Here is a 25,890-nt window from a genome sequence, read left to right as displayed (position 1 = left end):
TGTCCCTAACTTTCCCCATAATTATTTTATTCACTAAGCCCCGATATATTCCAGAACAGAGCTGAACCAGTGTTTTATCTTAACGAACACATTGTCGTCCTCGGCCTTTACCACCTTTGCCACCGAGTCTGACTCCACAGTTACATACTCTATCTGAGATTTATCCAGCTTTTTAAGTCCCAGCTCATTCTCGGCATACTCCTCGACCTTTGACATATTGGTCTTCTGAGCAAGCTCTGACTGTAAGCTTACATTCTCTCCCTGAAGCTGAGCAAGCTGTTCCTCCTGTCTGGTCTGCTCCGAACATAGACTTGATATTTCGACTCTGCCGTATATCATCGTTCCAAGAACAACAGCCACCAGCAGACAAATGCCTATCACAGTTACTACCGATATGGTTTTCTGCTTTAGTGCAGGGTTTTTCTTATATTTTATGGCTCTCTGAGCCTCCGCCTCCTGAGCGTTGTCATAGGCACTGTAATCAAATGCCAAGTTATGTACCTTTGCCATTGCGGTAAAACACCTCTCACGATCCACGGGCAAGCCCGTTATTTACACATTCCCAATTTCACACAAATTTCACTCAGTCCTTGATCTTCTCGATCACCCTGAGCTTAGCGCTGCGGCTTCTGCTATTCTCCGCAAGCTCCTTTTCATCAGCCTCTATAGGTTTTCTGTTCACAAGCTTTCCCCTAGGCGTTCTTCCGCATATGCACTGAGGAAAATCAGGCGGACATATACAGCCCTTGCAGAAGCTCTGAAATCTCTGCTTTACCAATCTGTCCTCCAGCGAGTGGAAAGTGATTATGCAAAGCCTGCCGCCCACGTTAAGACAATCGAATGCCTTGTCAAGAGCGATATTCAAATGTTCAAGCTCCTTGTTCACTTCTATCCTGATAGCCTGAAAAGTCTTTTTGCAAGGATTTTTCTCACGCCTTGCCTTCTGCGGAACTGCACTTTTTATTATCTCGGCAAGCTCCATAGTTGTCTCTATCGGTTTTTGTTCTCTGTATTTTACTATCTTAGAAGCAATGCTTCTTGAAAACTTTTCTTCGCCGTACTCGAAAATTATCCTCGCAAGGCTCTGATAATCATATCCGTTCACAACGTCCTTGGCGGAAAGCCCCTCCCCTGACATTCTCATGTCAAGAGGTGCGTCATTGTGATAGGAAAAGCCTCTCTCCGCATTGTCAAGCTGATAAGAGGAAACGCCCAGATCCATAAGAATGCCGTCAGCACCGCTTATGCCGAGCCTTTCAAATATCTCGTCTATCTCAGAGTAATTCCCTCTCACAACAGTCGCAGGATAGCCCGCCAACCGCTCAGTCGCAGTTTTCACCGCCTCGGGATCTCTGTCTATAGCCACAAGCCTGCCGCCCTTTTCGCCGTCAAGCCTTTTAGCGATCTCTCTCGAATGTCCTGCTCCTCCGGCAGTGCCGTCGCAGTAAATGCCGTCAGGTCGAATGTTCAGCCCCTCCAAACACTCATCAAGCAGTACGGGAACGTGGTTAAATTCCATTAAAAATCAAGCCCCTCCAGAGCTTCCATAAGCTCGTTATCATCAATGCTGCTGTTGAAATCGTCCCAGCGCTTTTTATCCCATATCTCACATCTGTCAGATACTCCGGCCACAACGATCTCCTTTTCAAGCCCTGCCACCTCTCTCAGTGACTGCGGAACAAGTATCCTGCCCTGCTTGTCAGGCTCGACCTCGCACGCCCACGCCATAAAGCTTCGCTGTAAAGCTCTCGCCTTAGCCATAGGCAGACTTCTGATCTTTTCGGCTCTTTTCTCGAAATCCTCAAGGGAATAAACGAACAGACAGCCGTCTATACCTTTAGTTACAATGAACCGCTCGCCGATAAGCTCTCTGAGCTTAGTAGGAAAAGTCATTCTTCCCTTAGCGTCCATAGTCTGATTGTAAGTTCCTTTAAGCAAGCACGCCTGCAAGCCGTTCACCTCCCTTGACCGAGTTAAGCAATGAAATGCCACTTTCGAAGCACTCATCACCACTTTTTTGCACTTTTAACCACCGTACAATAATTATACACTATATTATAGAAAATTGCAACAGTAATATTTCCCAAAGTGAATTTTTGCAAGGGATTTTTCTTGGACACTTGGTCAATTTAAGAGAGATTTTAGGGGGATTTTGTAACTTTCACCTTTTAATTTGTCACCAACTTGTAATTTGTAAACTTTTAATTAATTTTACACTACACAATATCTTGTGGTATTTTAAACATTTGCACCTGTATAAAGATAGCAGATATTTCCGTGAAACTCCCATACATTCACATCGTATTGACCTTATAAAGTTATTGTAACACAACATATAGTATACGTCAATAGGTTTTGCGAAAAAAAGCACAATTATTTCTGACGCTGTGACAGAAAAAGCAAGAAGGGTGATGAACGGTAGAATATAGTGTCGCAAAAAGGTTAAAATTCGGTAACAAGGAAATTTGTTTTCTGATTTAATTATTACACTTTCCGATTTTGTAAATTTTCATTGCTTAGATAAAGAAAATAAAGATTGAAGAGGAATGGAGCATGAGAGAGGGTTTTTAACGTTAAAACAGCCAAAAATAATAGTAAAATTGCACAAAACCGCAAAATAAAGTGGCAAAAAAGGCAACAACAAGCCACGAGATACAATATGCAGTGGAAAGCGGCGTTCAAATGAGGAATGAGGAGTTAGGAATGAGGAATGACATAGCTAAACAGATAAAGAAGCCGCCGCAAAGAGCGCAGCGATTTTGCAACACAATAAACTATCCCCTACACAATTTGCGAAAATCCGCACACAAAAAAAGCGGACGCACCTCGGTGCGTCCGCCAAGCCTCAGTTATTTACTTACAAAAATTCTCAATGTATCTGTCGATACACTGTGCCACGATCTCAGTAGCGTGTTCACGATCCTTAACATCATCGACCACAGTGTCCTTGTGTTCAAGTGCCTTGTATACCGAGAAGAAATGACACATCTCATCAAAAATGTGCTTAGGCAGCTCTGAAATGTCCTTATATATGTTGTATGTAGGATCATTGAGCGGAATGCAGATTATCTTCTCGTCAGCCGCACCATTGTCAAGCATGGAGATAACGCCTATAGGATAACAGTCAACCAAAGACAAAGGCGCAAGCGTTTCCGAGCAAAGCACAAGTACGTCCAACGGGTCGCCGTCCTCTGCATACGTCCTAGGAATAAAACCATAGTTTGCAGGATAGTGGGTCGATGTGTAAAGTATCCTGTCCATTCTCAGAAGACCCGTGGTCTTGTCAAGCTCGTATTTTACCTTTGAGCCTTTTGGTATCTCTATTACTGCCGTGAATTTTTCCTTTGTTATCACCTTTGGTGAAATATCGTGCCAGATGTTCATGTACATTCCTCCTGTATTTTCATTCAGCTTCGTACATACCCTCAGACTTTAGATTTTCAGGTATGTCAAAAACCGTTTCGCCGTCCGCCTCAACGCATGAGATACAACCGGCGTTGTCCTCGTTTATCAAGTCCCACAGTGTTACAACTTCATCTTCACCCACAACGTCTATCCCAAGTCTGTCAAAAAGCTTCTCAAGCTTCTTTGGATTGCGTGAGTATATCTGAAATTCCTGATAGTCTGTGAAATATATCTCCTCGTCATTCTTGTGCGAGCCAAATCCAAATCTCGATACTCCGTCATTTACAAGCACAGTGCCGTAACGCTTCATTATGGCAAGAGCGACCTCTTTCGTGCAGTTATCAAGATAATAGGTCTTGTATCCATCTCTTTCGCTGTCAGGAAGCTCCAGAAAGAAGAATATAGGCTCAGCGAGCTTCTCTATCACACCGCAGGCGACCTTCGCCATGATGTCACAACTCAGCACACCCCTTATATTATCCCCCTGAATGTGGCAACAAGACCGCAGTTTTTCCGCTCCGCCCACAGATACGCCCTGACAGAGGGTAAAATTATCTTCCATAATATCCTCCGTAAAATAGTTTTATTACCAATAGTATAAACCATTTTCGCAGATATTTCAAGTATAACCTATGAATTTACATTAAAAGTTTACGGCAGTACAGCCTTTCAGCCATACCGCCGATAGAAATCACAAAATTCAGAAAAAGAACAGCGTTCTCACGCATATGTCGCAAACAGCCTGTTACTTGCCTCTCTGCTCGATAATGCCGATCATCTCGCCCACATCTTTCATACCCGAAACTTCGCCCATTTTGAACCTCATCTTGAACTCGTCCTCCACCGCACCGATAAGAGTGATATGCTCGATAGAGTCCCAATCCTCGATATCATCAGCCGTGGTGTTCTCGTCCACCTCCAAAGTATCATCATCAAAAACATCTCTGAAAACATCATCAAGTCTTTCAATTATCTCGTCCTTGCTAAGCATAATGCTCCTCCTTTACCTTTATAACAGTATTTTTATCCTCATACCCCTCAACTAAAAGTCGCCAAGCCGCGTTGCCCTCTTCGTCCTGAGATATCTTCTCAAAGCCGAAGCTTTCATAAAGCCCTGCCACCATTTTATTTTTCGCCGTAGGGTAATAATGCCCGTATATCTCCCTTATGCCACGCTTTTTCGCCTGTGCCACAAGACTATCCAGCATAGCAAGCTCCATATCCCTTTTCAGCACACGGCATGACATCAGCCAAAGCTCGATATCAAGCCTGCCCTTGTCCTCGCTGTCTGTCTTTCCGATAGTCACCGCCACAACGCCGTTGTCACCGAATTTGTCATAAAGCTTTCCATACAGCCTTATGTATTCATCAGAGTTATAGACCGCCTCCATTTGCTCCGCAGTGTATCTCTTTGTGGTGAGATTGAACTGATTGCTCTTGTTGGTGAGCTGAGTTATCCTTTGCAGATACAAAGGCGAAAAATCCCCTATCTCTGCCGTCATTTCAAGACTCAAAAGATAATCATGATAATCCGCAAACCTGCTCTGCGCCTTTGCACGCTGAGCGTTCGCCCTGTACATATCATTGCGTTTGAGATCGTCCTCAGAAAGCGTAACAGTTTCAAAATATCCCGAGCGGTCAAGCACTCTTATGTAGTCCGTGACCTCCCCTATCTCAGGCACAGCCGTACCTGCAAGCTGTCCCCTGACTATCTCCCTCTCCGCAGGGTTATCGTCCACAAAAACAAACGCCTCAGAAAGAATGTTAAGCTCCTCCGCCGTGTCAACGATATTTTTGTCCTTTGGAAGCCAGTTGGCTTTTATCGCCACAAAATCATCAGGCCTTAGCACGCCCTCAGGGTGGGAAAGCCCAGCCAAAGCGTTCTCTTCCTCGTTTTTGGAGCATACCGTCAAAAGCACGCCCAAGTCCTTGTGCGCCTTAACATACTGCTGAAACTCAAAATAAGCCATTGCCTCAGCCGTTTCCTTGCCTATCTCGAGATTTTCCACACCGTCGTCACCAACGATGCCGCCCCAAAGAGTGTTGTCAAGATCAAGAGCCAAAGCCTTTTTGTTCTTGCCAAAGATAGCCTTTATAATATTCGCCACCTGAAAAGCCAGCTCAGGTATAGCCTCGATATTTAGCGCATATTTGTAGAGATACCAATACTTCGGCTCGCTCCACTTTTCAAGCCCATATGCCGCTGACAGCCAGTTTATATCATTGAGATAAACCTCTGACCTCCGGGCTATCCTGTCATACAAAGCCGAATTGAGCCTTGTGACGAAATTCACCTTTCCATGCCTGTCGGAAGCGTCCATGTTTCCCATAAGGCGGAAAAACGGAAGCTCAAAATTGTTCTGTATCACAGGACAGCCGAAATGCTCTTTCACTCCGTCCCAAGCCTGAGAAAGCCTGTCAAGCTCATCATTCAACCCCTGCTCTATCTCCTCTTCACCCGACCTGGGGGTAGGAGAAAAGCTGAGGTTTCTAAGGCTCGTGTGTATATAAACGATATCAGGTTTAAAGCGGTCAAGCTCCTCGTTTGAGAACACAGCGTCCTGCCAGAACTGTCCGTATTCCGATTGATAGAACTCACATTCAAAGCCCATGTCAAGCAAAAACAGCTCCAATACCGACACGATATCGTCCGTAGTCGAGCCGCCCAGCACAGCCACCCTCTTTTTCAGCCGCACCGCTCCGTCGCCCAAAAGCTGCCTTTTCAGCGACCTTTTCTTTTTCATTATAAACCCATTGTCAAATGGATACTCCAACTCTTTCATATTGCCCTCGCTTTTATATATATGACCTATAGATCCGATTTTCGTTCCCATATCATTTCATAGTCTTTTTCACCGGTAGCTTCGTCCAGACCCTCGCATTTTATAGCAAAGCCCTCTCTCTCGTAAAAACGTATCGCCCGAGTATTTTTCTGATAAACGTTTAAAGACAGTTTAGCTTTTCTATCTTTTGCATAGTTCAGCAACAGTTTTCCTATCCCCTGCGACCGCACTTCTTCTGAAACAAAAATGCCCTCGATATATCCACCATTTATCCCGATAAAGCCTTGTATTTTTCCATTACATTCGTATACATAAACTTCCGCCTGCGGCAGCATATCCTTTACTGGCTCAAAATTATCATTCCAGTATTGAGAAGGAATAAAGTAATGTGCATTCAGATTGGCGTTTAGCCATATATCAGCCACCCTGTCAATGTCCGATTTTTGAAGCTTTCTTATCTGCATGATAATTCACCAAGCTCCCACTACTTCCTAAACATATGAAAATCACAGCAGTCACCGCCGTACCCCAGCGTCTTAGTCCTGGTAAACACTATCTTTTTAAGTCCACCGTATGTAACATCATCAACATCACAAAACAGCCTGCAAAGCTCCTCACAGCCGTTTTCAACACAAGCCGTGTGCCAAAGGCACTTTGTTATGGTGACGTTGAAATAATCCTTACCATGCTCCTGAACGCTCTCCTGAAGATCAGTGGTGCGCATTATCTTCAAAAATACCCTGCTGTATATCGCATAAAACCCAGGCACTATCTCCATTTTCACCGTGGAAGAATGTTTCTTCGCCGCCACTATCTCCAGCATATATTTGCGCATATACTTGTATACATCATCATCAGAAAGCCCCGCCGCAATGAAACTCTTGTAAAGGGCTATCCTCGGCAAAATGGTCTGTATAAGCGTTTTCATCTGATTTTCCGTCTTGCCCTTTGTGTTCCCGATGATTTCCCCAAGAGCCTTGTCCTGCATCTCAAACAGCTTTCCTCCCCTGTCATTACCGAAACTCTCTGCCAAAAACGCCTTTATCTGCTTTTGCTGTTTTATTTTCATTTTCACCGCACCTTTCTGCTATCACTTCTTCCTGCTGTACCTAAAATCGCAGTAAGATGCACCCTCAGCAATAGTCCCCGTCCTAACGAGTTTCATGTTCATCATGTCCGCCAGCACAAAATCCATTCTGCATATGTAAGCCGCCAGCTCAGGACACCCCTCGTCTTTACAAAGCTTGCACGCCCCACATTCGTGATAATCATACCCAAGGTCATATTCACCATTGCCCGGCAGAATATCCACCACCCAATCGTTCTCATATAACCTCTTGTGGCTGTCTTCCGACCATTTCAAACGCCCTGGCATCTTCTTAGGGTCAAGATAACTGTCCACATCACCCATGACCTTGTGAAAAAGCTTTGAAGCGCAAAGCCCGTCACGGAATATCTCAAAATTCTCCTCCGCAGACTTCCCTGTGCTCCTGTTCATTGCAATGTAATAGCTCGCCATAATGTACGAACTCAAAAGCTTTGACTTACCAATATCCTTAGCCCTCGCAACTATCTTCCCATGCTCTTCCTCTATCTTCTTAGCCACCTCTTTAGAAAAGCCTCTCCTTTTAAGCTCCGCCTTTACCACACTGTGATAAAAGTGAAATATCATCTTCACACTAAACGTATTTTCCATATTTTCACCTTTCTATCCGTTAAACAACGCCAACTCTATTCCCGATTATCCATATTGTAAATAACGCAAGCAAACCCGGCTATCACCGCAAAAAGTATCGCACCGCCCATTTCCTCCTGCAATGCCGCCCCGACAAAATAGCCAGCCATAGCCGCAAAAAACATGATAACAACAGCCGCCACCGTCCTAAATTTTTTCATAACGCTCAACCTCCAGCCTATCACATATTATCCAAAGCCATACGGCAAACCTCGTCCGTTAGCTTCACCTTACCCAAACCTACAACACACACACACCGCAAACCAGTACACATAGGGCACCAGTGCCATAATTATATCATACACCGCCAAAATCTTCCCCGACCGAGCGTGACTATTCGCTGTACCCTTTTCCCAAACCAACAAACTGTACAGCACGCTCACCGCAATATGTATCAAGCCACAAGCAAAAATTATCCAGTGAAAAACATCGTCCTGAAACTTCCCCTCACTGCCTGTCAGCTCAAAGCTAATGATTACCACCCAGCCCAAAAGGTCATTTCCCAGACCACTGATAACATGAGCCGCTATAGCCAAAAATTTCTTCATAAGCATACCCCCTATGCCAAAAGCATCTATTTTTTATTTTCTGATAACTCACATTTTATCATCACCCTGCACAAGATTCGCCCCACAAATTTGTGCAAACAAATGATTTATCTTTTAATTTGGCAACATTTCTGCAATTGTTGCATTTTTTATGCAACAAAAGTGGTGATTTTCGGGATAAGTAGAAAGCGTTTTGATACTTGCGGGCACGTACAAGCCCTGCGACTTAGTGAAACCGAGGTGCGTTTCTGGAACAGGCTGTAGAGTACTTGTGTCAAAGCGTGGGTGTGCATTGCGGTATTTTGTGTATGCAAAACCTAGGGCATTATACTCGGTGACACACCCCGAACGCAACTTGAAAATTGAATATATATATCGGACAAAATTACGGCAACAAATCTGTAGGGGCGAACAGCGTTCGCCCGTCGAAGAAACAAGTCCACGATTACAACCATTGTAGGACAGAACAAAAAACTATCCTATCACGCTTGTAGGGGCTGGCGCCCTCGACAGCCCGCTCGGAGGTGTAATGCTGTGATTGTTGTATCTTTGATGCCAAATTATTTTCGAGGTACATTATTGTGATATTCCCCGATAATTTAATGGGCAAGAAATAGCGGGCTGTCGCATTTTTGTGAGCTTGCGAACAGAAATTTCGCCAAGCCCCTACAATTTTTATTGATAGTTTATTCCTCCGCAAAATCGCTCCGCTCTTTGCGTATCTACGTTTTGCTATGGGATAGAAAGGCGGTGCAGATTTAATTCTCCAATATCACTTTCATCTAATATCTGACTTCTTTATGCTATTTTTCATTAAATCTGCACCTTGTCGGCTTGCGCCGAATGAGGCTCTGCCTCATACTCCGACAGGGCTTTGCCCTGTACCCACAAGGGGTTTCACCCCTTGACCCTGACCAGGGACGTGTCCCTGGACCTTTTGCTCGCTTCGCTCGGTGCTTTATTTTACTTTATGCTTGCAATTTACTTTGGTCTGCTATGCTCATTCCTCACTCCTCACTCCTCATTCCTCACTTAACTCCACTCCTCACTTAGCTCCTACTGTATCCTAATATTATTCAAACAATCCACCTTACTAGGCGTTGAACAGCTAGTCAACGATATTGCAAACAGCAGGTCTGTGCAACCCACTTCTTTACAAAAATCAATGGCGTTTATATCAAAATATCTGAAATCACAAACATAAATTTTCGAGAAGCCATGGGTGAAAAATGGTATCAGAGCATTTCCAAAGCTGTCTTTGAACACCACAAGCACTCTGCCATTGTCCACGCCCGTGTCTATCTCAGCTATCTCCTGATCCACGTTGAGTATCGCAGAATAGCAGTTCACGCCCTCTGCATAGTCAAAAAACAGCGTAGACTCCACAGGGTTTTTAAACTCTGTATCATAATACTTTACCGTCAGATCATCATTATTGTCAGGCTTATAGTAAATAAACTTGTCAGGATATTTTTTCAACTCACTGTTGTAATTGCTGTAAGCATACATAGTTCCCACAAAGCCGTCTATCTCCCATTTATCGTAGGTATCAAGGTCTGGAAAATCTATTCCCGACTGATCGGCAAAAACCTGCGCCGCATAATATGCTCCCAAAGGCTGCCAGTGATGATCCGTCCTTGAGTAGATATATTCCTTTGTATGCTCAGCCAGAGAGTCATAAACATCGGTGTTGATTATTCCGTTAAGACCTGCGGCAATGTTGTCGATATTGTCTTTCTGATCTGAAACAGCGTCCTTGAGATTGTTCGGCATATAATAAGCCGCCGAAGTCGGGATAGACATATTGTATACGTTCACGCTGTCCCCAAGGTCAGCCTTCCATTTGTTTATGGTGTTCGCATACTTGTCGCCGTTCTCGAACGTGCCATAGTATGCACCCATTGCACGAACATTTTTGCCCTTGCCGGATACTATAACGTCACCCTCCCACTGACCGTCGTCAAGATTGTCAGGAACGTCAACTACCTTTTCGCTTTCCGTTGATTTTTTCGTATTTGTGCTTGTGTCGGTGGTCTTTGTATCCGCAGTGGTGGTGGTCCTCGAACCTGTAAAAGCCGTTACCGTTGTTGTTTTTGCGATCTTATCCTGATCCAGCTCTTCTTTTTCCACCGTTTTGAAATCGCCTGTTATAACAGTATCGTTGAGCTTTATTCCAAGCATATTCGTGAAATCAGAGCAGAAAGATTTAAGCTTTTCTCTGTTTGGAACAGTGTCGGTAAAATATTCGGTTATTCCGCTTGTGAAGTCACCGTCAAAATATGATGACAGCGAAAATTTCGGAAATGTCGCAAGGTTTCTGTTTTCTGACTGTATAAAACCGCTTTCACGCTTCATCACAAGCAGTGCCGCAAACACACCGAAAACAATAAGCAGGCAAACAACAGAATTTATAACATTAAACTCCAGCTCATGAATATTGTTTTTCTTAGCCTTTTCACGTTCCTCACGACGTTTTTTTGCCTTTTCGATGCCTTTTCTGTAAGCTTCCTCTGCCTTAGCGTCGCTTTCTTCTTTTTCCACAGGATCAGGTTTCGGCTCAGATTTAGGTTCAGCCTTTTTTTCAGCTTTCCTGACAGGCTCCTCCTCTTTCTGAACAGGCACTCTGACATTTATTGTCGCCTCTACCCTGCTGGGCTTCTGAGCATTCTCAGGCTTTTTCTCAGGGCTTCTCTTGTCGATTATCTCGACCCTTTTTCCTGCGATAACAGGGCCTTTATCCTGTGCCGCTGCGTCATATTCCCTATAATAGCTGTCAGGTATCTTCAGCACGAAATTCTTCTTATTCGGCAGTTTTTTCACAGTTCCGTCTGCTGAAACTGCCACAGAGATCTCTTTTTTAGTGCCGTTTATGTGATTTTTCTCTTTGGAAAATGGGATAATAACTTCATTATCAGAAGCCTTTTTCTCAGCATTTTTCTCCTGAGCTTTTTGTACAGACTGAGAATTTTCAACTTTTTCAGCTTTTTTCTCAACTTTTTTCAATGCTTCTTCATTATCATCGTCAGTATTTAGCCATACGCTTTTCTTTGGCTTCAAAACAGGCTCGTCCGTCCAAATGCTGTGGCTGAGAGCCTTGTTTTTTCTGACTATCTTTTCCACTATCTCGTCATGGACAGTGGAACTTTTCTCCGTTTCGTCAACTTTTGCCATGTTGACAGCTTCAGGCTTTTTCTTTTCCTCGCCTATAGGCTTTCCACCGAAAGTAACGCTGTCAAGATACTCTGTATAGGCTTCTGAAAGAGCCTTTGTATCAGGCAGTTTGAAGTCCTTTTCAAAATCTTTATTATTTGCCATACTCTTTCACCTGCCTAAAATCTGAAATACAAGAACGGATTGTTTGTTGTGTTCACAAGCAAAACGCTTGAGAGAACAAGTATCGCCGCATTGCATAGGATACCTGCTGACTGCATAAAATAGGCTGTACCCTTTGCAGAGAGCGCCTTTTCTTTGATCTTTGGTATAACAGGCATTGTGAAAAGCACTGCCACTGCAAAAAGCCAGATATTGTTCATGAAAAGGTGCTGTGTAACTGTGTCGGTCAGCTTGTTTCCATTTGCGCCAACAAGTGCCTTGAAGAACGTACCCAGCGAGCCGAGGTTCTCAAAATAGAATATTCCGAAGCCTATGAAAATAACAAGCTTTGTATAGATATGTGCAAGGGGTACGGGCATTTTCTTCATGCGCTTTTTGCCTATGAGCATTTCAAAGAATATGAACATTCCATAGTAAAGTCCCCAGAAAACAAAGTTCCAGCTTGCGCCGTGCCAAAGTCCTGTGCAGAACCATACAAGGAAAAGTCCTCCGTATTTTCTTCTTTTGCCGAAGATAGGGAGATAAAGCACATAATCTCTGAAAAATGAGCTAAGGGAGATATGCCACCTCTGCCAGAACTCTGAGATAGTTTTGCAGATAAAAGGATATTTAAAGTTCTCATCAAAGTGGAAGCCGAATATCCTGCCAAGACCGATAGCGATATCTGAATAGCCTGAGAAGTCAAAATAATACCACAGACCCACAAGAATTGCGCCAAGCCATGTGCCTGCCACAGAGAGGGTCTTTATATTTTCATAGCCGTTTGAAGCAGAGCCGAAAAGGGCTGTTACAATGGTGCTGAGATTATTTGCGATAATGACCTTTTTGCCAAGTCCGAGGATTATTCTTGAAAAGCCGTCGGAGATATCCTTGGCGGTGGTCTTTCTTTCGTTTATCTCCTCGCCGATAACGGAGTATCTTACGATAGGTCCTGCAACAAGCTGTGGGAACATGGATACATACAAAAGAAATCTGCCGAAGTTTTTCTGAGGCTTGACCTTGCCCCAATAGCAATCGACGGTATAGGAAATAGTCTGGAACGTATAGAAAGAGATACCGATAGGCAAAACGATATTAGGCACCGGTATTCCTAGGCCGAACCAATTGTTGAGATTTTCCACAAAGAACGCCGTATACTTGAAACCGAACAGCACCCCAAGGTTAAAGACAAGCGACCATGCAAGCGCCGCTTTTGCCTGCCAGCCTTCGGGGTGTTTTTCTATCACCCGACCATTTATGTAGTCCACAAGGGAGGAAACTATGAGGATACTAACCCAGACAGGCTCGCCCCATGCGTAAAAGATAAGTGAAAACACCACCAGCACTGCATTTCTTATGGCTGTACTGCGTGTGATAAAATAGCATATCAGACACACAGGCAGGAAAAAATACAAGAAAAATAGATCTGCAAATACCACAACAAAACTCCTAACAAAAATTGATAAAACAGCCATTGTCGGCTTATTCCGACAAAAGGCGATACACATTTAAGTATATCACTGAACACACTAAAAGTCAATTAAAACAGCGGTCTGCGGAAAGTTTTTCGGTTATGCACAAAAAAAGCCGCACAAATTGTACGGCTTAGAAATATCTAAAAAATCATGTGCAAGTGACCGATAACGGGCAAACAATGTCCGCCCCTACAGAAAGTCACGCATTTACGCTGTTTAATACTTTATTTTCAGGGTCTTGCCCGGAACGCTCACGCCGTCTGACAGAGTGATAGGGAGCTTTTGCTCCTCAGAGAAGCCGATAGTTTCGCCGTCTTTAAGCTCAACGCCCTCAGAAAGCACATACTCGGAGATAGAAAGCAAAAATCCAAGCAGGTCGTTAGGCTGTTTTGGAGAGTCAACTATCTCCATTTCCTCATATCCAAAAAATCTCATGCCTGATGTGAAAGCACAAAGACCTGTTTTAGCAAGATACATACCTGTGTAGATAAGAATAGGCATCGGATACTCGCCGTCTTTGATAGTTTCGGCAAAGTTCACATAGAAATTCTTCTCATAAACTGTCGGGTCTTTATAGATACCGATAGCGTTATCGAGCTTGAGCAGAGAGCTTGCCACCTTTGCAAAGAGGATAGCCTGCTCAACAGCGCTTGTTTTATTCATTACAGCGAGCATAACGTGCGCCTGATGCTTAGCGACCTCGTTTGCGCCCTCTTTCCAGAGAATGTTATACTTTGCCGCATTTTCAGCTTCCTTGTTAGGAACTGGGTTAGGCATAAGTGAGCAAGCGACCACCATATCGCCAACCTTGAATACCATAGCGTTGTCTTTTACATCGTCCTGCGGAACGATGTTCCAATCGTCTTTCAGAAACTTTTTAAATCTGAGCCAATCCATGTTAGCGTCTGTGTAGAGAACGAAGCCTGCAAGGACGTTGCCTTCCTTTTTATCGTCCTTGGTTTCCTGAACGTTTTTGTTTTCTTCTGACATTTTGTTACCTCCATAAGATAAAGTCTGTTGAGGTCATTATAGCACACTTAGTGAAAAAATGCAACCGCCTTTGTAAGTGAGGAATGAGGAATTATGGTATCGCCTGCGGCGATGATTTTTTTGTAGGGGTGAACAGCGTTCGCCCGTTGATTTAACACTTTTGCGACATACTGGTGCGACCTTTGGTCGCCCGCTTGTTTTTTTGTCCTTTCTTTATCTCCCTTCCCCTTAATAATTTGTATACCATGTACCTGCACAAAAACGCCGTCCCGACTTCTCGTCAGAACGGCGTGGTTATTATTCTGTTACCGCTGTTTCCTCAGCCTGCTGTGTTTCAGGCTCGTTAAAAGGCAGCTTCACTGTTATGGTAGTTCCCTTTTCAAGCTCGCTTTCAAGGGATATCTCACCGCTGTGATATGCGACTATGTGCTTTACAATAGAAAGTCCCAAGCCTGTGCCGCCTATCTTCTTGGAACGGCTTTTATCAACTCGGTAAAAACGTTCAAAGATTCGGCTTTGATGTTCGTCGGATATGCCTATGCCTGTGTCGCTGAACACTGCGAAAGCTTTGCCGTCCTCTATGCCGACCGTTACTTTCAGGCTTCCGCCCTCATGATTGTACTTTATGGCGTTGTCCATGAGATTTAAAAACAGTTCTGTGATATAGCTCTGATTGCCGTATATCTGAACAGGTTCGCCCTCAATGGTCATTGTGACCTCTCTATTATCTGCCTTGTGACGGAGTATCTCCTCTACGTCACGGGCGGTTTTCAGCAGGTCTATTTTATCAGACAAAACGTGTTCCTGCTCCTCTATCTGGGAAAGCCTGATAATATCGTTTATAAGATACAAAAGTCTTTCACTTTCACGATATATCATACCGCCGTATTTCTTCACGTCCTCTTCCTTGGTGAAAATGCCGTTTTCAAGAAGCTCGCCAAAGCCTTTTATTGTGGTAAGCGGAGTTTTAAGCTCATGAGATACGTTGGCTGAGAAGTCACGGCGTATCTGCTCGCTTTGTATCTCCTCTGTTACGTCAACAAAGAAGATTATGATACCAAAATCAAGGGTATTTTCGCTGTAGACCTTATTTGCAAAGGTACGGTAAAAACGGCTTTTTTCTGTGATGATACCGTTTGCTGCACCGCTTTCCTTGGCTTCTTCAAGCAGACCTATTATCTGCTGATCGTTTGTCATATGGTCTATCTTGGTATGCTCCGTAGGATCAAAGCTGTTGCCGAGAATTTTCAAGGCGCTCTTATTCACCGAAAGCACTGTCATGTCCTCGTCAAGAAGTATCATGCCCTCAACCATATTTTCAGTGATAAGTGATATTTTTTCTCTTTCTGCCTTTATTTTATTCATGTTCTTATGTATTCGTCCCATAAGAACGTCTGCATTTTTTATGATAGGTTCAAGTTCTTCATAAGGCGTTTCAAACTGACCGATATTCTCATTCCTCAGATCAAGCTGTTTTACAAGGGAATTTATCGGCTTTATCATGCTTTCTGAAAGCTTTATGGAGATTATGGTGGTGATAAAGATTATTCCTCCTGCGAACACCACAAGCATTGGTATCACTGCAAGAAACACCCCTGCAAGGTTCGCCTTATCTGTAGAAAATCTCAGCACGCCGCCGTTATACTTTATGGCATAATAATATGTACTATATCCAAGGGTTTTGGAAAATCTTGTGGATTCGCCCTCGCCATTTGCCGTAGCCTCTTTGAACTCTTCACGGTCGGAGTGGTTTTCCATTTTGGTGGGATCTGCTTCAGAGTCATATTTTACATTGCCCTGTGCGTCGATGAAGGTGACACGGACATCATATTCTACTGATCTTTCCAAAATATCAGCCATTTCTGAGGGTTTATTGTTTCCTGCGGCAACGAGCTTTGCAGCGGATTTAAGCTCATTTTTAGTGAAACGCTGATAGGTAGAATATCCGAGAGAGCCTGCTACTAAAAGGAAAAACAGCACTGTACATGAAACAAGTATCGTCATGACTTTATAGAGTTTTTTCTGCATATGCTGTTCCTCCTTATCTGAAAATTTTTATATTTTGTAGCCTATGCCACGGACTGTTTTGATAAGATCCGTACAGCCTGCGGCTTCAAGCTTTTGTCTGAGGGTCTTGATGTGCATATCAACAGTTCTTGTTTCCCCTGCAAACTCATAGCCCCAGACCATTTCCATAAGCTTATCACGGCTCACGGCTATGGACTTATGGCGCATAAGATACATCAAAAGCTCAAATTCCTTATAGGTCAAAACGACCTCCTGACCGTTATATGTACAGATACGTCTTGAAGCGTCAAGGGATACGCCCTGTTCTTCTATGACATCGGCTTCGGCGTTCTGCTTGCCTGCACGTCTTAAAACGGCTTTTATTCTTGAAAGCAGTTCCATTACGCCGAACGGCTTTGTTATATAGTCGTCTGCGCCCATTTCAAGCCCTGACACCTTATCAAGCTCGCTTGATTTTGCGGTAAGCATTATAACAGGAACGTCCTGAGTGTGGCTGTCTTTTTTGAGCTTTGAAAGTATGGAATATCCGTCCTCGTCAGGAAGCATTATGTCAAGAAGCACCAGCGAAGGCTCTTTGTTTCTTATCTCTTCATAAAACGGTTTTGCTTTTGGAAATGCTTTCACCTCATATCCGCCCGATCTAAGCGCGCAGGATATAAGCTCTCTTATTCCGTCATCGTCTTCTACACAATATATAAGTGCCATAGATCTTACCCCTTTTCTTTAAAACTCTTTAGCAGGCAGAGCGTATTTCTCGCTGTAGCGCTTGACCTGTCCGTCAAAGCCCTCGCCTGAATTTTTAAGCATCTGAACATACTCGTGGACGTCAAAGCTTTCGTCGTTTTCCTGTATAAGACAGACCGCTATATTTGAGCAATGGTCTGAAACTCTTTCCAAATTTGTGAGCAGATCGGAGAACACAAAGCCCATTTCTATGGTACACTCGCCTGTCTGAAGCCTTTTTACATGGCGGTTTTTAAGCTTTGTTCTTATCTTATCCACCACTTCCTCAAGCGGTTCAACTCTTGTGGCAAGCTCCAGATCGTGCTTTTCAAAAGCTTCCATGGCGATATCCAAAACATCTCTTACGGCACTGCACATGACTTTTACTTCGGCTGTTGCCTGTGATGTGAAATTCAGATCCTTCTGCTGTTTTTCCTCGGCAACGGACACCATATTCATGGCGTGGTCGGAGATACGCTCAAAGTCGCCTATAACATGAAGTATAGTTGAAACTGACTGAGAATCCTTTGCAGAAAGATCTCGGCTGGAAAGCTTTACAAGATATGTGCCGAGTCTATCCTCATAGAGGTCAACGGCTGCTTCATTTGCGGCTATCTGCTCTGCCTTTTCCTTATCGTACTTATCGACGCAGATGCTCATTGCCATGTCTATGCTTTCTTTTGCTATCTCGCCCATGCGGTTTGTAAGCTCTCTGCACTTTTCAACTGCAAAAGAAGGTGACTGGAGAAATCTTTCGTCAAGAAGCTTGAACTGCTCTTCGATATTGTCCTTATTTCCCTCCCCCTCTTTGTCTTTGACAGTGAGGTAGGCAAGCTTTTCAAGGACTTTGATAAATGGCAGAAGCACGATAGATGTTGACAGGTTGAATATAGTATGCACAATAGCTATCTCCTTTGCGCCCACAACTCCGTCAACGAACGAGAAGCCGATAAAGGCATTGAGCAGATAGAAAACTGTAAGGAAAAGCACTGTTCCTATTATATTAAAATAGAGGTGGACAACTGCAACACGCTTTGCGTTCTTGCTTGTGCCTATTGATGAAAGCAGAGCTGTTACGCAAGTACCTATATTCTGACCGAGTATTATCGGCAATGCAGAACCGAAGGTTATTGCACCTGTGGCTGAGAGAGCCTGGAGGATACCAACAGAAGCAGATGAGGACTGAATGATAGCGGTAAGAAGTGCGCCTGCAAGAACGCCCAGAATAGGGTTTTTGAACCAGAGAAGGACTTCTGCGAACTCAGGAACGTCTTTCAGAGGTGCGACTGCACCGCTCATTGAGTCCATTCCGAACATGAGCACTGCGAAGCCTACGAGTATAGATGCGATATCCTTTTTCTTATCGTTTTTTGAGAACGTCAGCATTGCAACGCCTATTATCGCAAGGATAGGCGAGAACGAGGACGGCTTGAGCATATTGATAATAAAGCTGTCGCCGTTAAGTCCTGACAAAGACAATATCCACGCTGTTACGGTAGTACCGATATTTGCGCCCATTATAACGCCTATGGCGGAATGGAGCTTCATGATGCCTGCGTTTACAAAGCCCACGAGCATTACTGTAGTGGCTGAGGAGGACTGAATGACCGCTGTTACAGAAAGTCCAAGCAACATTGCCTTGATAGGGTTTGAGGTGAGCCTTTCAAATATTTTTTCAAGCTTTCCTCCTGCGAGTTTTTCCAGCCCGTTACCCATTACATTCATTCCGTAAAGGAACATTGCAAGACCGCCTATAAGGGTCAGAACATTAAAAATCGTCATACTGACACTCCCTGATAATAATTTTACACTATTGTTACAATGTTTACAATGAACATTATACAACATAATTGTAAAATAACAAATCAGGCTGAGTAAAATCTGAGTAAAATCGTACAAGAAGAGCAAAAAGGCGGTATTTCCGCCTTTTATAATGATATTTTACATGATCCTTTCTGTTTTATGCACGCCTGTTACGGAGAATACCACCCATTCTGCGATATTTACCGCATGGTCACCGATACGCTCGAAGTATTTTGCCACCATGAGGGTATCTATGGCTTTTTCACCGTTTGCCTTATCGGCTGCTATCTCGTCGATTATCTTATCCTTGGTCTTTACAAAAAGCTCGTCTATTTTATCGTCAGAGCTTATGACCTTTCGGGCGAGGTTCTCGTCATCGTTCACATAGGCGTCGATAGCGTCGTTCACCATTTGTGTGGCGGCTCTTGCCATTTCACTGATGTCGCTAAGATCCCAAGTTTGCTTTTTCTTTATGAGCCGGATATTAAGGTCTGCAATATCTGCTGACTGATCGCCAACACGCTCGATATCGGTTATCATTTTAAGTGCAGCGGACACACGTCTGAGATCCTCGGCAAAAACAGGCTGCTGCTGCAAGAGCAGGTTAAGACAGATCCTCTCTACCTCACGCTCCGCCTCGTTTATCTTGGCGTCAAACTCCACCGTTTCACGGGCAAGCTTTGTATCCTGCTCTTCAAGAGATTTTATTGACATTGCGATTATCTGCTCTGTCATTGCTGCCATAGAAAGCAGCTTTTTATTAAGCTCGCTGAGCTTATTGTCAAAATTCGCACGCATAGATATTTCTTCCTTTCACCTATATTTCCAAAGCGTTTATCCGAAACGTCCTGTGATATACTCCAGTGTTTTCTGTTCCTTAGGATTGGAGAAGATACGCTGAGTTTCGTCGAACTCGACTATCTCGCCATGGAGGAAAAAGGCTGTTTTATCGGATATACGGGTCGCCTGCTGCATATTATGGGTGACGATAACGATAGTGTAATTCTTTTTAAGCTCTGTGGCAAGCTCCTCTATTTTGATAGTGGAGATAGGGTCAAGGGCTGATGTAGGCTCGTCCATAAGAAGCACCTCCGGCTTTACGGCGAGTGCTCTGGCGATACAGATACGCTGCTGCTGTCCGCCTGACATACCCAGGGCGGACTTTTTAAGTCTGTCCTTTGTTTCGTCCCACACGGAAGCCTGACGGAGAGTTGTTTCGACTATCTCGTCAAGGTCGGCTTTTTTCTTTATGCCATGAGTTCTTGGGCCGTATGCGATATTATCATATATGGACATCGGAAAGAGGTTTGGTTTCTGGAAAACCATTCCCACACGCTTTCTAAGCTCGGTTATTTCCATATCTTTATAGATATTCTCCCCGTCAAGAGTAAAATCCCCTGTTATCTTACAGCCCTCTACAAGGTCGTTCATACGGTTGAGGGATTTAAGAAGAGTAGATTTTCCACAGCCTGAAGGGCCTATGAATGCGGTTATCTCCTTTTCGGCTATGGACAAGTTTATATTTTTGAGAGCCTGAAAATCTCCATAAAAGAGATCGCAGTTTTTCACCTGCAGTTTTGGCTGTGTCATTTATCAGTTTCCTCCTTTGGAAAGCTTTCTGGCAACAAGGGACGCAAGTCCGTTAAGAAGCAGGACTACTGCCAGCAGGACAACTGCTGTGGCGCTTGCTTCGTTCATATAAAGTCCCTCGTTGGAAAGTGAATACATATGGATAGAAAGGGTACGTCCTGAGTCTGTAAGGCCTGCATACTTGGCAATAGTTCCTGCGGTATAGATAAGGGCGGCTGTTTCGCCGAAAATTCTTCCCATTGCAAGGATAACGCCTGAGAGGATACCGCTTATTGCAGGAGGCAGAACGATAACGAAGATAGTTCTGAGCTTTCCTGCGCCAAGTCCGTAGCTGCCCTCACGGAAGCTGTCGTCTACAGATTTCAGCGCTTCCTCGGTAGAACGGATCACGAGCGGAAGCACCATTATCGCCAATGTGCAAGCGCCCGAGAGCATTGAGAGCTTCCAGTTAAGGGCAAGCACAAAGAACATATTTCCGAAAAGTCCGTAGACTATGGACGGGATACCTGAAAGTGTTTCTGTAGTAAGTCTTATCACTCTGACGAATTTATTGCCTTTCTTTGCATACTCAACAAGATATATTGCGCAGAATATGCCCAGAGGTGCGGCTATTGCCAGGGACACCAGAAGCATTTCAAAGGTGTTCACGATAGCAGGGAGCATTGACACGTTCTCGGTGGTATAGGTCTTTGCGAAGAGGGACGGTTTCAGATAAGGAACGCCCTTTATCACCACATAGCCCACGATAAGAACGAACACGCTTATTGTAAGCACAACTGCTATTTTGGTTAGGATATTGAACACCAATGACATGGGGTGTGTTTTATAGGTTTTCATTCTGTCTGACATTTTTATCACCTTTTATCCTTTCTGTTTGTGACAAGGTTAAAGCAAAGGTTCAGAAGAAGAATGAACACGAACAGCACAACGCCTGTTCCGATAAGAGCGTCATAGTGAAGTCCCTCGGCATAGCTCATTTCTATTACGATATTGCCTGTGAGGGTACGGACGCTGTCCAGGAGGGAGTGTGGAATGATAGTGGAGTTTCCTGCTATCATGATGACTGCCATTGTTTCGCCTATTGCTCTGCCCACTGCAAGGATAACGCTTGCGAGTATGCCTGACTTTGCGGCAGGGAAAACGACTGTTGCCACTGCTCTTTCGTGTGTTGCGCCAAGGGCGACTGCGCCCTCATAGTAACTGTCAGGAACGGCTTTAAGTGCGCTCACGCTCATGCCCACGATAGTAGGAAGTATCATGATACCGAGGATAATGGAAACTGTAAGCACGCTGTTTCCTGTTCCACCGAAAAGGTTTCTTATGACAGGAACTACAACTACCATGCCGAAAAAGCCGTATACAATGGACGGTATGCCTGCAAGAAGATTTATTGGAGGCATGAGCCACTTGAAAAGCTTTTTAGGACAGAACTTTGCCATAAATATGGCTGTTAAAAGTCCTATAGGCACGCCTATTATGATAGCTCCTGCTGTGCAGTATAGAGAGCCTACTATCATAGGGAAGATACCATATGAAGCAGGAACGTTTCTAGGACTCCAGTCTGTTCCGAAGAGGAAGTTTCCCACGCCTATTTCGGCGATCGCAGGACAGCCTTTAGCGAACATAAAGATACATATTACTATTACTGCCGCAACTGAAACGCAGGCGCAAAGGAAAAACAATGCTTTCATTGCTTTCTCAAGCAGGTGGGAACTTTGTTTTGCTGTTGGCTTCTGAGCGGCTGTATTCGCTGCCACCGCTGTGTTTTCCGTCAACGTAATTATCACCTCTGAAAATTTTTCACTTGTTTTTTGCTCAGACAAACGGGGCGACAATTTGCTGTGCCGCCCAAAGTTTTGTCTTGTGCAAATCTTTATGGAGAATTAACTTGATAGCTTATTTGCTTTCGTCAGACCATGTTGTCTTTGAGCCTGTATAGATAGCCTTTATCTCGTCCATTGTGATATCGTCAACTGCGTTATCCTTATTTACGATAACTGCGATAGCGTCCTGAGCGATAGTTACAGACTTGATACCCTGTGAAAGCTCGTCGTCCGAGATATCTCTTGAAGCCATACCGATATCAGATGTGCCGTTGATAGCGTCCTTGATACCTGTTGAGGAGTCTGACTGCTGAACGTCTACTGTTACGTTTGTGTTTGCCTTCTGATATGCTTCTGCAAGCTTTTCCATAACCGGTGTTACTGATGATGAACCGCTGACTACTACCTTACCGGAAGCGTTGTTTGAAGAGTAAGCTGCTGCGCTCTTGTCGATCTTTATGTAGCCTGCCTTTTCGATGATATCCTGACCCTCTGAGCTGAGGATATAGTTCTCAAAGTCCTGAGCGGCATCTGAAAGTCCGTCTTTAACAGCGATATTGAAAGGTCTTACTATTTTATAATCGCCGCTTTCGATAGTTGCTGTTGAAGGCTCAACGCCCTCTACTTTAAGAGCCTTTACTGTATCGTTCAGTGAGCCGAATGAGATATAGCCGATAGCGTTCTTATCTCCTGACACCTGAGTAAGCACAACGTCTGTTGACTTACAGATAAGGGCGTCTTTCTTTGTATTATCGGTCTTGTTGCCGTTTGAATCTTTTTCCTCGATACCAGTCAGCTCGATGAATGCGCCTCTTGTTCCTGAGCCGTCTTCACGGGAGATAACTGTGATCTTATCTGAGTTTCCTCCGCAGCTTGCGAGCATTGTGGCTGCAAGTGCAACTGATGTAAAGATCGCTGCCAGTTTTGATGTTCTTGTTTTCATGATATAAAACCTCTTTCTTATACTTGCCCTTGGGGCTTTTTGATTTGCACCTTTTCTCTCTGCACCCTGTGTGCAGGTCTTCATGTTATTTCTATTCAGGTGATATACTTATGATACATCAGCATTGTAAAATCAGTAACCGAAGTAAAGTAAAGTCATTGTAAGATGTTTGCAAAGGAGTTTACACACAAAAAAAGTGCGTTCTCACAAGGAAAACGCACTTTGTAAAATCGGTGATATTCTATTTAAAATCAGTAGTTCTGTTCAAGAACAACTGAGCCGTCTGCCTTATTATATGCAGCGCTGTAGCCGTGACCGTCTTCTGTAAAGAAGTAATAATACAGGAAGCCTGCATCCTCAGTTCTGTATTCATATGAAGACACCTTGCCGTCTATCTGAGCTGTGATAGCGGCGACAGCCTTTGCAGAATCTCCGCTCTCGGCTGATGTAGTTGTTGTAGTTTCGTCAGGCTTTGAGTCTGCTGTAGTTGTGGTAGTTGTGGTAGTTTCTGTATCTGAGGCAGTTGTTGTGGTAGTTGTCGTTGTTTCTGTATCAGGTGCAGAAGTTTCGGTGGCTGGTGTTGAGCTTTCGTCAGCCGGCTGTGAGGTAGTGGTATTTGTGTCAGTAGAAACTGCACTGCTCTCGGTATCGACAAACACGCCTCCCTTACTGTCGTCATCATCGGCAACAGTTGTTTTTGGCTTTGTGGTAGTAGTGGTCTTATTATTTGTTCCGCCAAAGCCGAAGATCTTATAGCCTGCAACTATAGCAAGAATGACCACCACAAGTATACCCACTGTGATAGTGGCAGTAATTGCAAAGAGCTTCTTTCTGGAAGCGTCATCGTTATCCTCTGTATCATCATCGGAATAATCGTTTTCATCGTCAGAATAACCGCCATTATCATAATTATCCTGATAACTCTCAGAGCCGTCATTATTATCATGGCTATCAACTATTGGTGCGGAGAAAAACTCTGTAGGCTCTTCCGGCTGTTTAGGCACGGTAAAGGCTCTTGTTTTCTCTTCATACTCCTGTGCCTCCTGCTTTGTGAACACTCTTGTTCTGTCGGCATCGTCGGCAGAGGTGAAATTCTGCTCCTCCTGCTTGCTGTCTTCCGTAACAGGTGTGCTTTCGTCTATAAGCAGGTTGTGGCAATACTTACAGAGTATTGCTTCTTCGGATATTTCCTTATGGCAAAAAGGACATTCCTTTGTTTTCATTTTTACTTTCCTCCCGAATATTATCTGTTAAATATAATGATAACACAAACCATTTTAAAAATCAACAGGTTTCACCAAAATATCATCAAATTATACCATTCTTTTAAAAAAGGCTCTTTTACGAACACTATTTTTTGATGTTTTCTTATGATATCACGGTATAATTTGTTGAAGAATAACATTTGTATCGCTTTTAAGCAGGACATAATTGTGCAAGTATACAAAGTGATAAAAAACCTATTGACAAAACGGGCATTGGGGAGTATAATAATTAAGCTGTCTGATGACGCAGACAAATGCTTCACAGAAACATCTATGAAGCTCAAGGCACACAAAGCTTGGAACTTTTCCGTGGCTGGAGACTTTTCCCCACCGTGTGCAACGTCAACTACGAGGCGTAACTCAGTTTGGTAGAGTGCTTGGTTTGGGACCAAGATGCCGCAGGTTCAAGTCCTGTCGCCTCGACCACTTTTTTAAAAAAATGAAAACAAAATAAAAAGTGCTTGACAAGTGCTTGGAAATATGATATAATAGATATCGTCAGTTCGACAGATCAAGCAATACAAGCTGGTGTAGCTCAGTTGGTAGAGCAGCTGATTTGTAATCAGCAGGTCGGGGGTTCGAGTCCGTCCACCAGCTCCATTATTTTGTTTTCATTCATATGGGAGAATTCCCGAGTGGCCAAAGGGGGCAGACTGTAAATCTGTTGCTTCTAGCTTCGGTGGTTCGAATCCACCTTCTCCCACCATATTGGTGAGACTAAATGGATGCTCACCCTTAAAAGCCCGTATTTACGGGCTTTTTTCATGCTTTTCAGTCGAAAATTTTTAGTGTAAAACCATGGATGCTTTTTCATGATTTTCACCGACCGGAAGGATTTGAACCCTCGACAAATGAATATTGTCAAATAAAACGGCAAGCTTTGAGCAGATTTCGCTCCCGGCTTGCTTTTTTTTATGAAAAAACATTCACAAAGTTTAGAAGGCTGTTTTGTCAAATATCACGAAATGTGATAAACGACAAAGCGGCCTTTTTTTATTTCTCAAGAAAGGACGTGATACCCATGTGGCAGATGTACTATATAAAAAGGAAACAAAACGAACGGAGGAAAAGTCAATGAATGAAAAATTGATAATCAACACTAACCTGCTTCGCAAAGAGGCAGAATTTAAGACAAAGTCCTGTGCGGTGGAAAAAGCGATAGCAGTTTCTCATGCTGAGTTTGATAATTTAAAAAGGCATCCCTTGCAGGACAATGACCTGATCGCTGAGAACACAGATTTGATGTACTGCGACAGAGATGATATTTATCATTGTCTGCTGATCTACGATGAGGAACAGGGTGACGGTCTGCTGATCGAAGCTGAAGGCTCATCCTACGCTAGATACGTTCAGTATATTCCAAACGCAAAGCTGTTGTACGAAAATCATATTCAGACGCATTTGCAGGATGGTTTTGTCAATATCACTTGACACATTTTATTCGAACAAGAATTATGCAGCGAGAAA

The 25,890-nt window shown here is 43.8% G+C and carries 25 protein-coding genes and 3 tRNA genes; 4 read left to right on the top strand and 24 right to left on the bottom strand.

All coding sequences use genetic code 11. The features are described from left to right. Positions 1-33 precede the first annotated feature (33 nt). From DW938_RS09785 to DW938_RS09670, 24 genes are all read right to left on the bottom strand, one after another. The gene (locus DW938_RS09785; protein WP_118054261.1) at positions 34-510 is read right to left on the bottom strand and encodes a cell division protein FtsL; all 477 of its coding nucleotides are present in this window, start codon (positions 508-510) and stop codon (positions 34-36) included. A 73-nt stretch (positions 511-583) separates the two neighbouring features. Next, a complete protein-coding gene (gene rsmH, locus DW938_RS09780) occupies positions 584-1,519 on the bottom strand; it encodes a 16S rRNA (cytosine(1402)-N(4))-methyltransferase RsmH (RefSeq protein ID WP_118124648.1) in 936 nt (311 codons plus the stop codon). Then, entirely contained in the window at positions 1,519-1,938 is a 420-nt protein-coding gene (gene mraZ / locus DW938_RS09775) for a division/cell wall cluster transcriptional repressor MraZ (RefSeq protein ID WP_256320806.1), read from the bottom strand. The genes rsmH and mraZ overlap by 1 nt, the downstream gene beginning before the upstream one ends. A 915-nt stretch (positions 1,939-2,853) precedes the next feature. Beyond that, positions 2,854-3,384: an inorganic diphosphatase gene (locus tag DW938_RS09770; RefSeq protein ID WP_038670519.1), complete on the bottom strand. Its 531-nt coding sequence runs from the start codon at positions 3,382-3,384 to the stop codon at positions 2,854-2,856. 19 nt (positions 3,385-3,403) lie between these two features. Beyond that, a complete protein-coding gene (locus DW938_RS09765) occupies positions 3,404-3,967 on the bottom strand; it encodes a hypothetical protein (RefSeq protein ID WP_022288345.1) in 564 nt (187 codons plus the stop codon). Between the two features lie 183 nt (positions 3,968-4,150). After that, complete coding sequence (locus DW938_RS09760; protein ID WP_022288344.1) at positions 4,151-4,396, bottom strand: acyl carrier protein; 246 nt, start codon at positions 4,394-4,396, stop codon at positions 4,151-4,153. Beyond that, entirely contained in the window at positions 4,389-6,188 is a 1,800-nt protein-coding gene (locus DW938_RS09755) for an HAD-IIIC family phosphatase (RefSeq protein WP_118124661.1), read from the bottom strand. The genes DW938_RS09760 and DW938_RS09755 overlap by 8 nt, the downstream gene beginning before the upstream one ends. 26 nt (positions 6,189-6,214) lie before the next feature. Further along, positions 6,215-6,652 carry a GNAT family N-acetyltransferase gene (locus tag DW938_RS09750; RefSeq protein ID WP_118124647.1) on the bottom strand — a complete coding sequence of 146 codons (438 nt, stop codon included), beginning with the start codon at positions 6,650-6,652 and terminating at the stop codon, positions 6,215-6,217. Between the two features lie 20 nt (positions 6,653-6,672). Then, the gene (locus DW938_RS09745; protein ID WP_118124646.1) at positions 6,673-7,257 is read right to left on the bottom strand and encodes an L-2-amino-thiazoline-4-carboxylic acid hydrolase; all 585 of its coding nucleotides are present in this window, start codon (positions 7,255-7,257) and stop codon (positions 6,673-6,675) included. Between the two features lie 21 nt (positions 7,258-7,278). Beyond that, entirely contained in the window at positions 7,279-7,884 is a 606-nt protein-coding gene (locus tag DW938_RS09740) for an L-2-amino-thiazoline-4-carboxylic acid hydrolase (RefSeq protein WP_117876392.1), read from the bottom strand. Positions 7,885-7,919: 35 nt separating this feature from the next. Continuing rightward, positions 7,920-8,084: a hypothetical protein gene (locus DW938_RS14800; RefSeq protein ID WP_167539803.1), complete on the bottom strand. Its 165-nt coding sequence runs from the start codon at positions 8,082-8,084 to the stop codon at positions 7,920-7,922. Between the two features lie 69 nt (positions 8,085-8,153). Next, a complete protein-coding gene (locus tag DW938_RS09735; protein ID WP_118124645.1) occupies positions 8,154-8,471 on the bottom strand; it encodes a hypothetical protein in 318 nt (105 codons plus the stop codon). Positions 8,472-9,527: 1,056 nt separating this feature from the next. Then, the gene (locus DW938_RS09730) at positions 9,528-11,786 is read right to left on the bottom strand and encodes a DHHW family protein (RefSeq protein WP_118124644.1); all 2,259 of its coding nucleotides are present in this window, start codon (positions 11,784-11,786) and stop codon (positions 9,528-9,530) included. Between the two features lie 14 nt (positions 11,787-11,800). Next, complete coding sequence (locus tag DW938_RS09725) at positions 11,801-13,222, bottom strand: MBOAT family O-acyltransferase (RefSeq protein ID WP_118124643.1); 1,422 nt, start codon at positions 13,220-13,222, stop codon at positions 11,801-11,803. Positions 13,223-13,474: 252 nt separating this feature from the next. Then, positions 13,475-14,248 carry a DUF4261 domain-containing protein gene (locus tag DW938_RS09720; protein ID WP_022287580.1) on the bottom strand — a complete coding sequence of 258 codons (774 nt, stop codon included), beginning with the start codon at positions 14,246-14,248 and terminating at the stop codon, positions 13,475-13,477. A gap of 297 nt (positions 14,249-14,545) precedes the next feature. After that, positions 14,546-16,276 carry an ATP-binding protein gene (locus DW938_RS09710; protein ID WP_118124641.1) on the bottom strand — a complete coding sequence of 577 codons (1,731 nt, stop codon included), beginning with the start codon at positions 16,274-16,276 and terminating at the stop codon, positions 14,546-14,548. Between the two features lie 27 nt (positions 16,277-16,303). After that, complete coding sequence (locus DW938_RS09705) at positions 16,304-16,981, bottom strand: response regulator transcription factor (protein ID WP_118059820.1); 678 nt, start codon at positions 16,979-16,981, stop codon at positions 16,304-16,306. A gap of 18 nt (positions 16,982-16,999) precedes the next feature. Further along, on the bottom strand, positions 17,000-18,781 hold the full coding sequence (locus DW938_RS09700) for a Na/Pi cotransporter family protein (RefSeq protein ID WP_118124640.1): 1,782 nt from the start codon (positions 18,779-18,781) through the stop codon (positions 17,000-17,002). A gap of 159 nt (positions 18,782-18,940) precedes the next feature. Continuing rightward, entirely contained in the window at positions 18,941-19,600 is a 660-nt protein-coding gene (gene phoU / locus DW938_RS09695) for a phosphate signaling complex protein PhoU (protein WP_118124639.1), read from the bottom strand. A 36-nt stretch (positions 19,601-19,636) separates the two neighbouring features. Further along, entirely contained in the window at positions 19,637-20,392 is a 756-nt protein-coding gene (gene pstB / locus DW938_RS09690; protein ID WP_022287586.1) for a phosphate ABC transporter ATP-binding protein PstB, read from the bottom strand. 3 nt (positions 20,393-20,395) lie between these two features. Then, positions 20,396-21,241, bottom strand: a complete 846-nt coding sequence (gene pstA / locus DW938_RS09685; protein ID WP_118124638.1) for a phosphate ABC transporter permease PstA — start codon at positions 21,239-21,241, stop codon at positions 20,396-20,398. A gap of 5 nt (positions 21,242-21,246) precedes the next feature. After that, positions 21,247-22,083 carry a phosphate ABC transporter permease subunit PstC gene (pstC, locus tag DW938_RS09680; RefSeq protein ID WP_117892300.1) on the bottom strand — a complete coding sequence of 279 codons (837 nt, stop codon included), beginning with the start codon at positions 22,081-22,083 and terminating at the stop codon, positions 21,247-21,249. 205 nt (positions 22,084-22,288) lie between these two features. After that, positions 22,289-23,158 carry a substrate-binding domain-containing protein gene (locus DW938_RS09675; RefSeq protein ID WP_118124660.1) on the bottom strand — a complete coding sequence of 290 codons (870 nt, stop codon included), beginning with the start codon at positions 23,156-23,158 and terminating at the stop codon, positions 22,289-22,291. Between the two features lie 251 nt (positions 23,159-23,409). Next, a complete protein-coding gene (locus tag DW938_RS09670; protein WP_118124637.1) occupies positions 23,410-24,381 on the bottom strand; it encodes a hypothetical protein in 972 nt (323 codons plus the stop codon). A 391-nt stretch (positions 24,382-24,772) separates the two neighbouring features. Here DW938_RS09670 and DW938_RS09665 point away from each other — a divergent pair. The 4 genes from DW938_RS09665 (at position 24,773) to DW938_RS09650 (ending at position 25,854) form a co-directional block, all read left to right on the top strand. Then, positions 24,773-24,849 (top strand) — tRNA-Pro (locus DW938_RS09665). 98 nt (positions 24,850-24,947) lie between these two features. After that, positions 24,948-25,023, top strand: a tRNA-Thr gene (locus tag DW938_RS09660). A 21-nt stretch (positions 25,024-25,044) separates the two neighbouring features. After that, positions 25,045-25,129, top strand: a tRNA-Tyr gene (locus DW938_RS09655). Between the two features lie 368 nt (positions 25,130-25,497). Continuing rightward, on the top strand, positions 25,498-25,854 hold the full coding sequence (locus tag DW938_RS09650; protein ID WP_118124636.1) for a DUF6329 domain-containing protein: 357 nt from the start codon (positions 25,498-25,500) through the stop codon (positions 25,852-25,854). Positions 25,855-25,890: the final 36 nt, after the last annotated feature.

It is taken from the genome of Ruminococcus sp. AM43-6 (genome assembly GCF_003461785.1).
Classification (GTDB): Bacteria; Bacillota; Clostridia; order Oscillospirales; family Ruminococcaceae; genus Hominimerdicola; species Hominimerdicola aceti.
This window is presented reverse-complemented; position numbering and strand designations above follow the sequence as displayed.

Coding starts and splice junctions, on each gene's coding strand:
- DW938_RS09770 (WP_038670519.1), bottom strand. CDS start 3,384: ATGAACATCTGGCACGATATTTCACCAAAGGTGATAACAAAGGAAAAA.
- DW938_RS09650 (WP_118124636.1), top strand. CDS start 25,498: ATGAATGAAAAATTGATAATCAACACTAACCTGCTTCGCAAAGAGGCA.
- phoU (WP_118124639.1), bottom strand. CDS start 19,600: ATGCGTGCGAATTTTGACAATAAGCTCAGCGAGCTTAATAAAAAGCTG.
- DW938_RS09785 (WP_118054261.1), bottom strand. CDS start 510: ATGGCAAAGGTACATAACTTGGCATTTGATTACAGTGCCTATGACAAC.
- pstB (WP_022287586.1), bottom strand. CDS start 20,392: ATGACACAGCCAAAACTGCAGGTGAAAAACTGCGATCTCTTTTATGGA.
- DW938_RS09755 (WP_118124661.1), bottom strand. CDS start 6,188: ATGAAAGAGTTGGAGTATCCATTTGACAATGGGTTTATAATGAAAAAG.
- DW938_RS09760 (WP_022288344.1), bottom strand. CDS start 4,396: ATGCTTAGCAAGGACGAGATAATTGAAAGACTTGATGATGTTTTCAGA.
- DW938_RS09675 (WP_118124660.1), bottom strand. CDS start 23,158: ATGAAAACAAGAACATCAAAACTGGCAGCGATCTTTACATCAGTTGCA.
- DW938_RS09720 (WP_022287580.1), bottom strand. CDS start 14,248: ATGTCAGAAGAAAACAAAAACGTTCAGGAAACCAAGGACGATAAAAAG.
- DW938_RS09765 (WP_022288345.1), bottom strand. CDS start 3,967: ATGGAAGATAATTTTACCCTCTGTCAGGGCGTATCTGTGGGCGGAGCG.
- DW938_RS09700 (WP_118124640.1), bottom strand. CDS start 18,781: ATGACGATTTTTAATGTTCTGACCCTTATAGGCGGTCTTGCAATGTTC.
- DW938_RS09750 (WP_118124647.1), bottom strand. CDS start 6,652: ATGCAGATAAGAAAGCTTCAAAAATCGGACATTGACAGGGTGGCTGAT.
- DW938_RS09705 (WP_118059820.1), bottom strand. CDS start 16,981: ATGGCACTTATATATTGTGTAGAAGACGATGACGGAATAAGAGAGCTT.
- DW938_RS09670 (WP_118124637.1), bottom strand. CDS start 24,381: ATGAAAACAAAGGAATGTCCTTTTTGCCATAAGGAAATATCCGAAGAA.
- DW938_RS09710 (WP_118124641.1), bottom strand. CDS start 16,276: ATGCAGAAAAAACTCTATAAAGTCATGACGATACTTGTTTCATGTACA.
- DW938_RS09730 (WP_118124644.1), bottom strand. CDS start 11,786: ATGGCAAATAATAAAGATTTTGAAAAGGACTTCAAACTGCCTGATACA.
- DW938_RS09735 (WP_118124645.1), bottom strand. CDS start 8,471: ATGAAGAAATTTTTGGCTATAGCGGCTCATGTTATCAGTGGTCTGGGA.
- DW938_RS09740 (WP_117876392.1), bottom strand. CDS start 7,884: ATGGAAAATACGTTTAGTGTGAAGATGATATTTCACTTTTATCACAGT.
- DW938_RS09745 (WP_118124646.1), bottom strand. CDS start 7,257: ATGAAAATAAAACAGCAAAAGCAGATAAAGGCGTTTTTGGCAGAGAGT.
- rsmH (WP_118124648.1), bottom strand. CDS start 1,519: ATGGAATTTAACCACGTTCCCGTACTGCTTGATGAGTGTTTGGAGGGG.
- pstC (WP_117892300.1), bottom strand. CDS start 22,083: ATGAAAGCATTGTTTTTCCTTTGCGCCTGCGTTTCAGTTGCGGCAGTA.
- pstA (WP_118124638.1), bottom strand. CDS start 21,241: ATGTCAGACAGAATGAAAACCTATAAAACACACCCCATGTCATTGGTG.
- DW938_RS14800 (WP_167539803.1), bottom strand. CDS start 8,084: ATGAAAAAATTTAGGACGGTGGCGGCTGTTGTTATCATGTTTTTTGCG.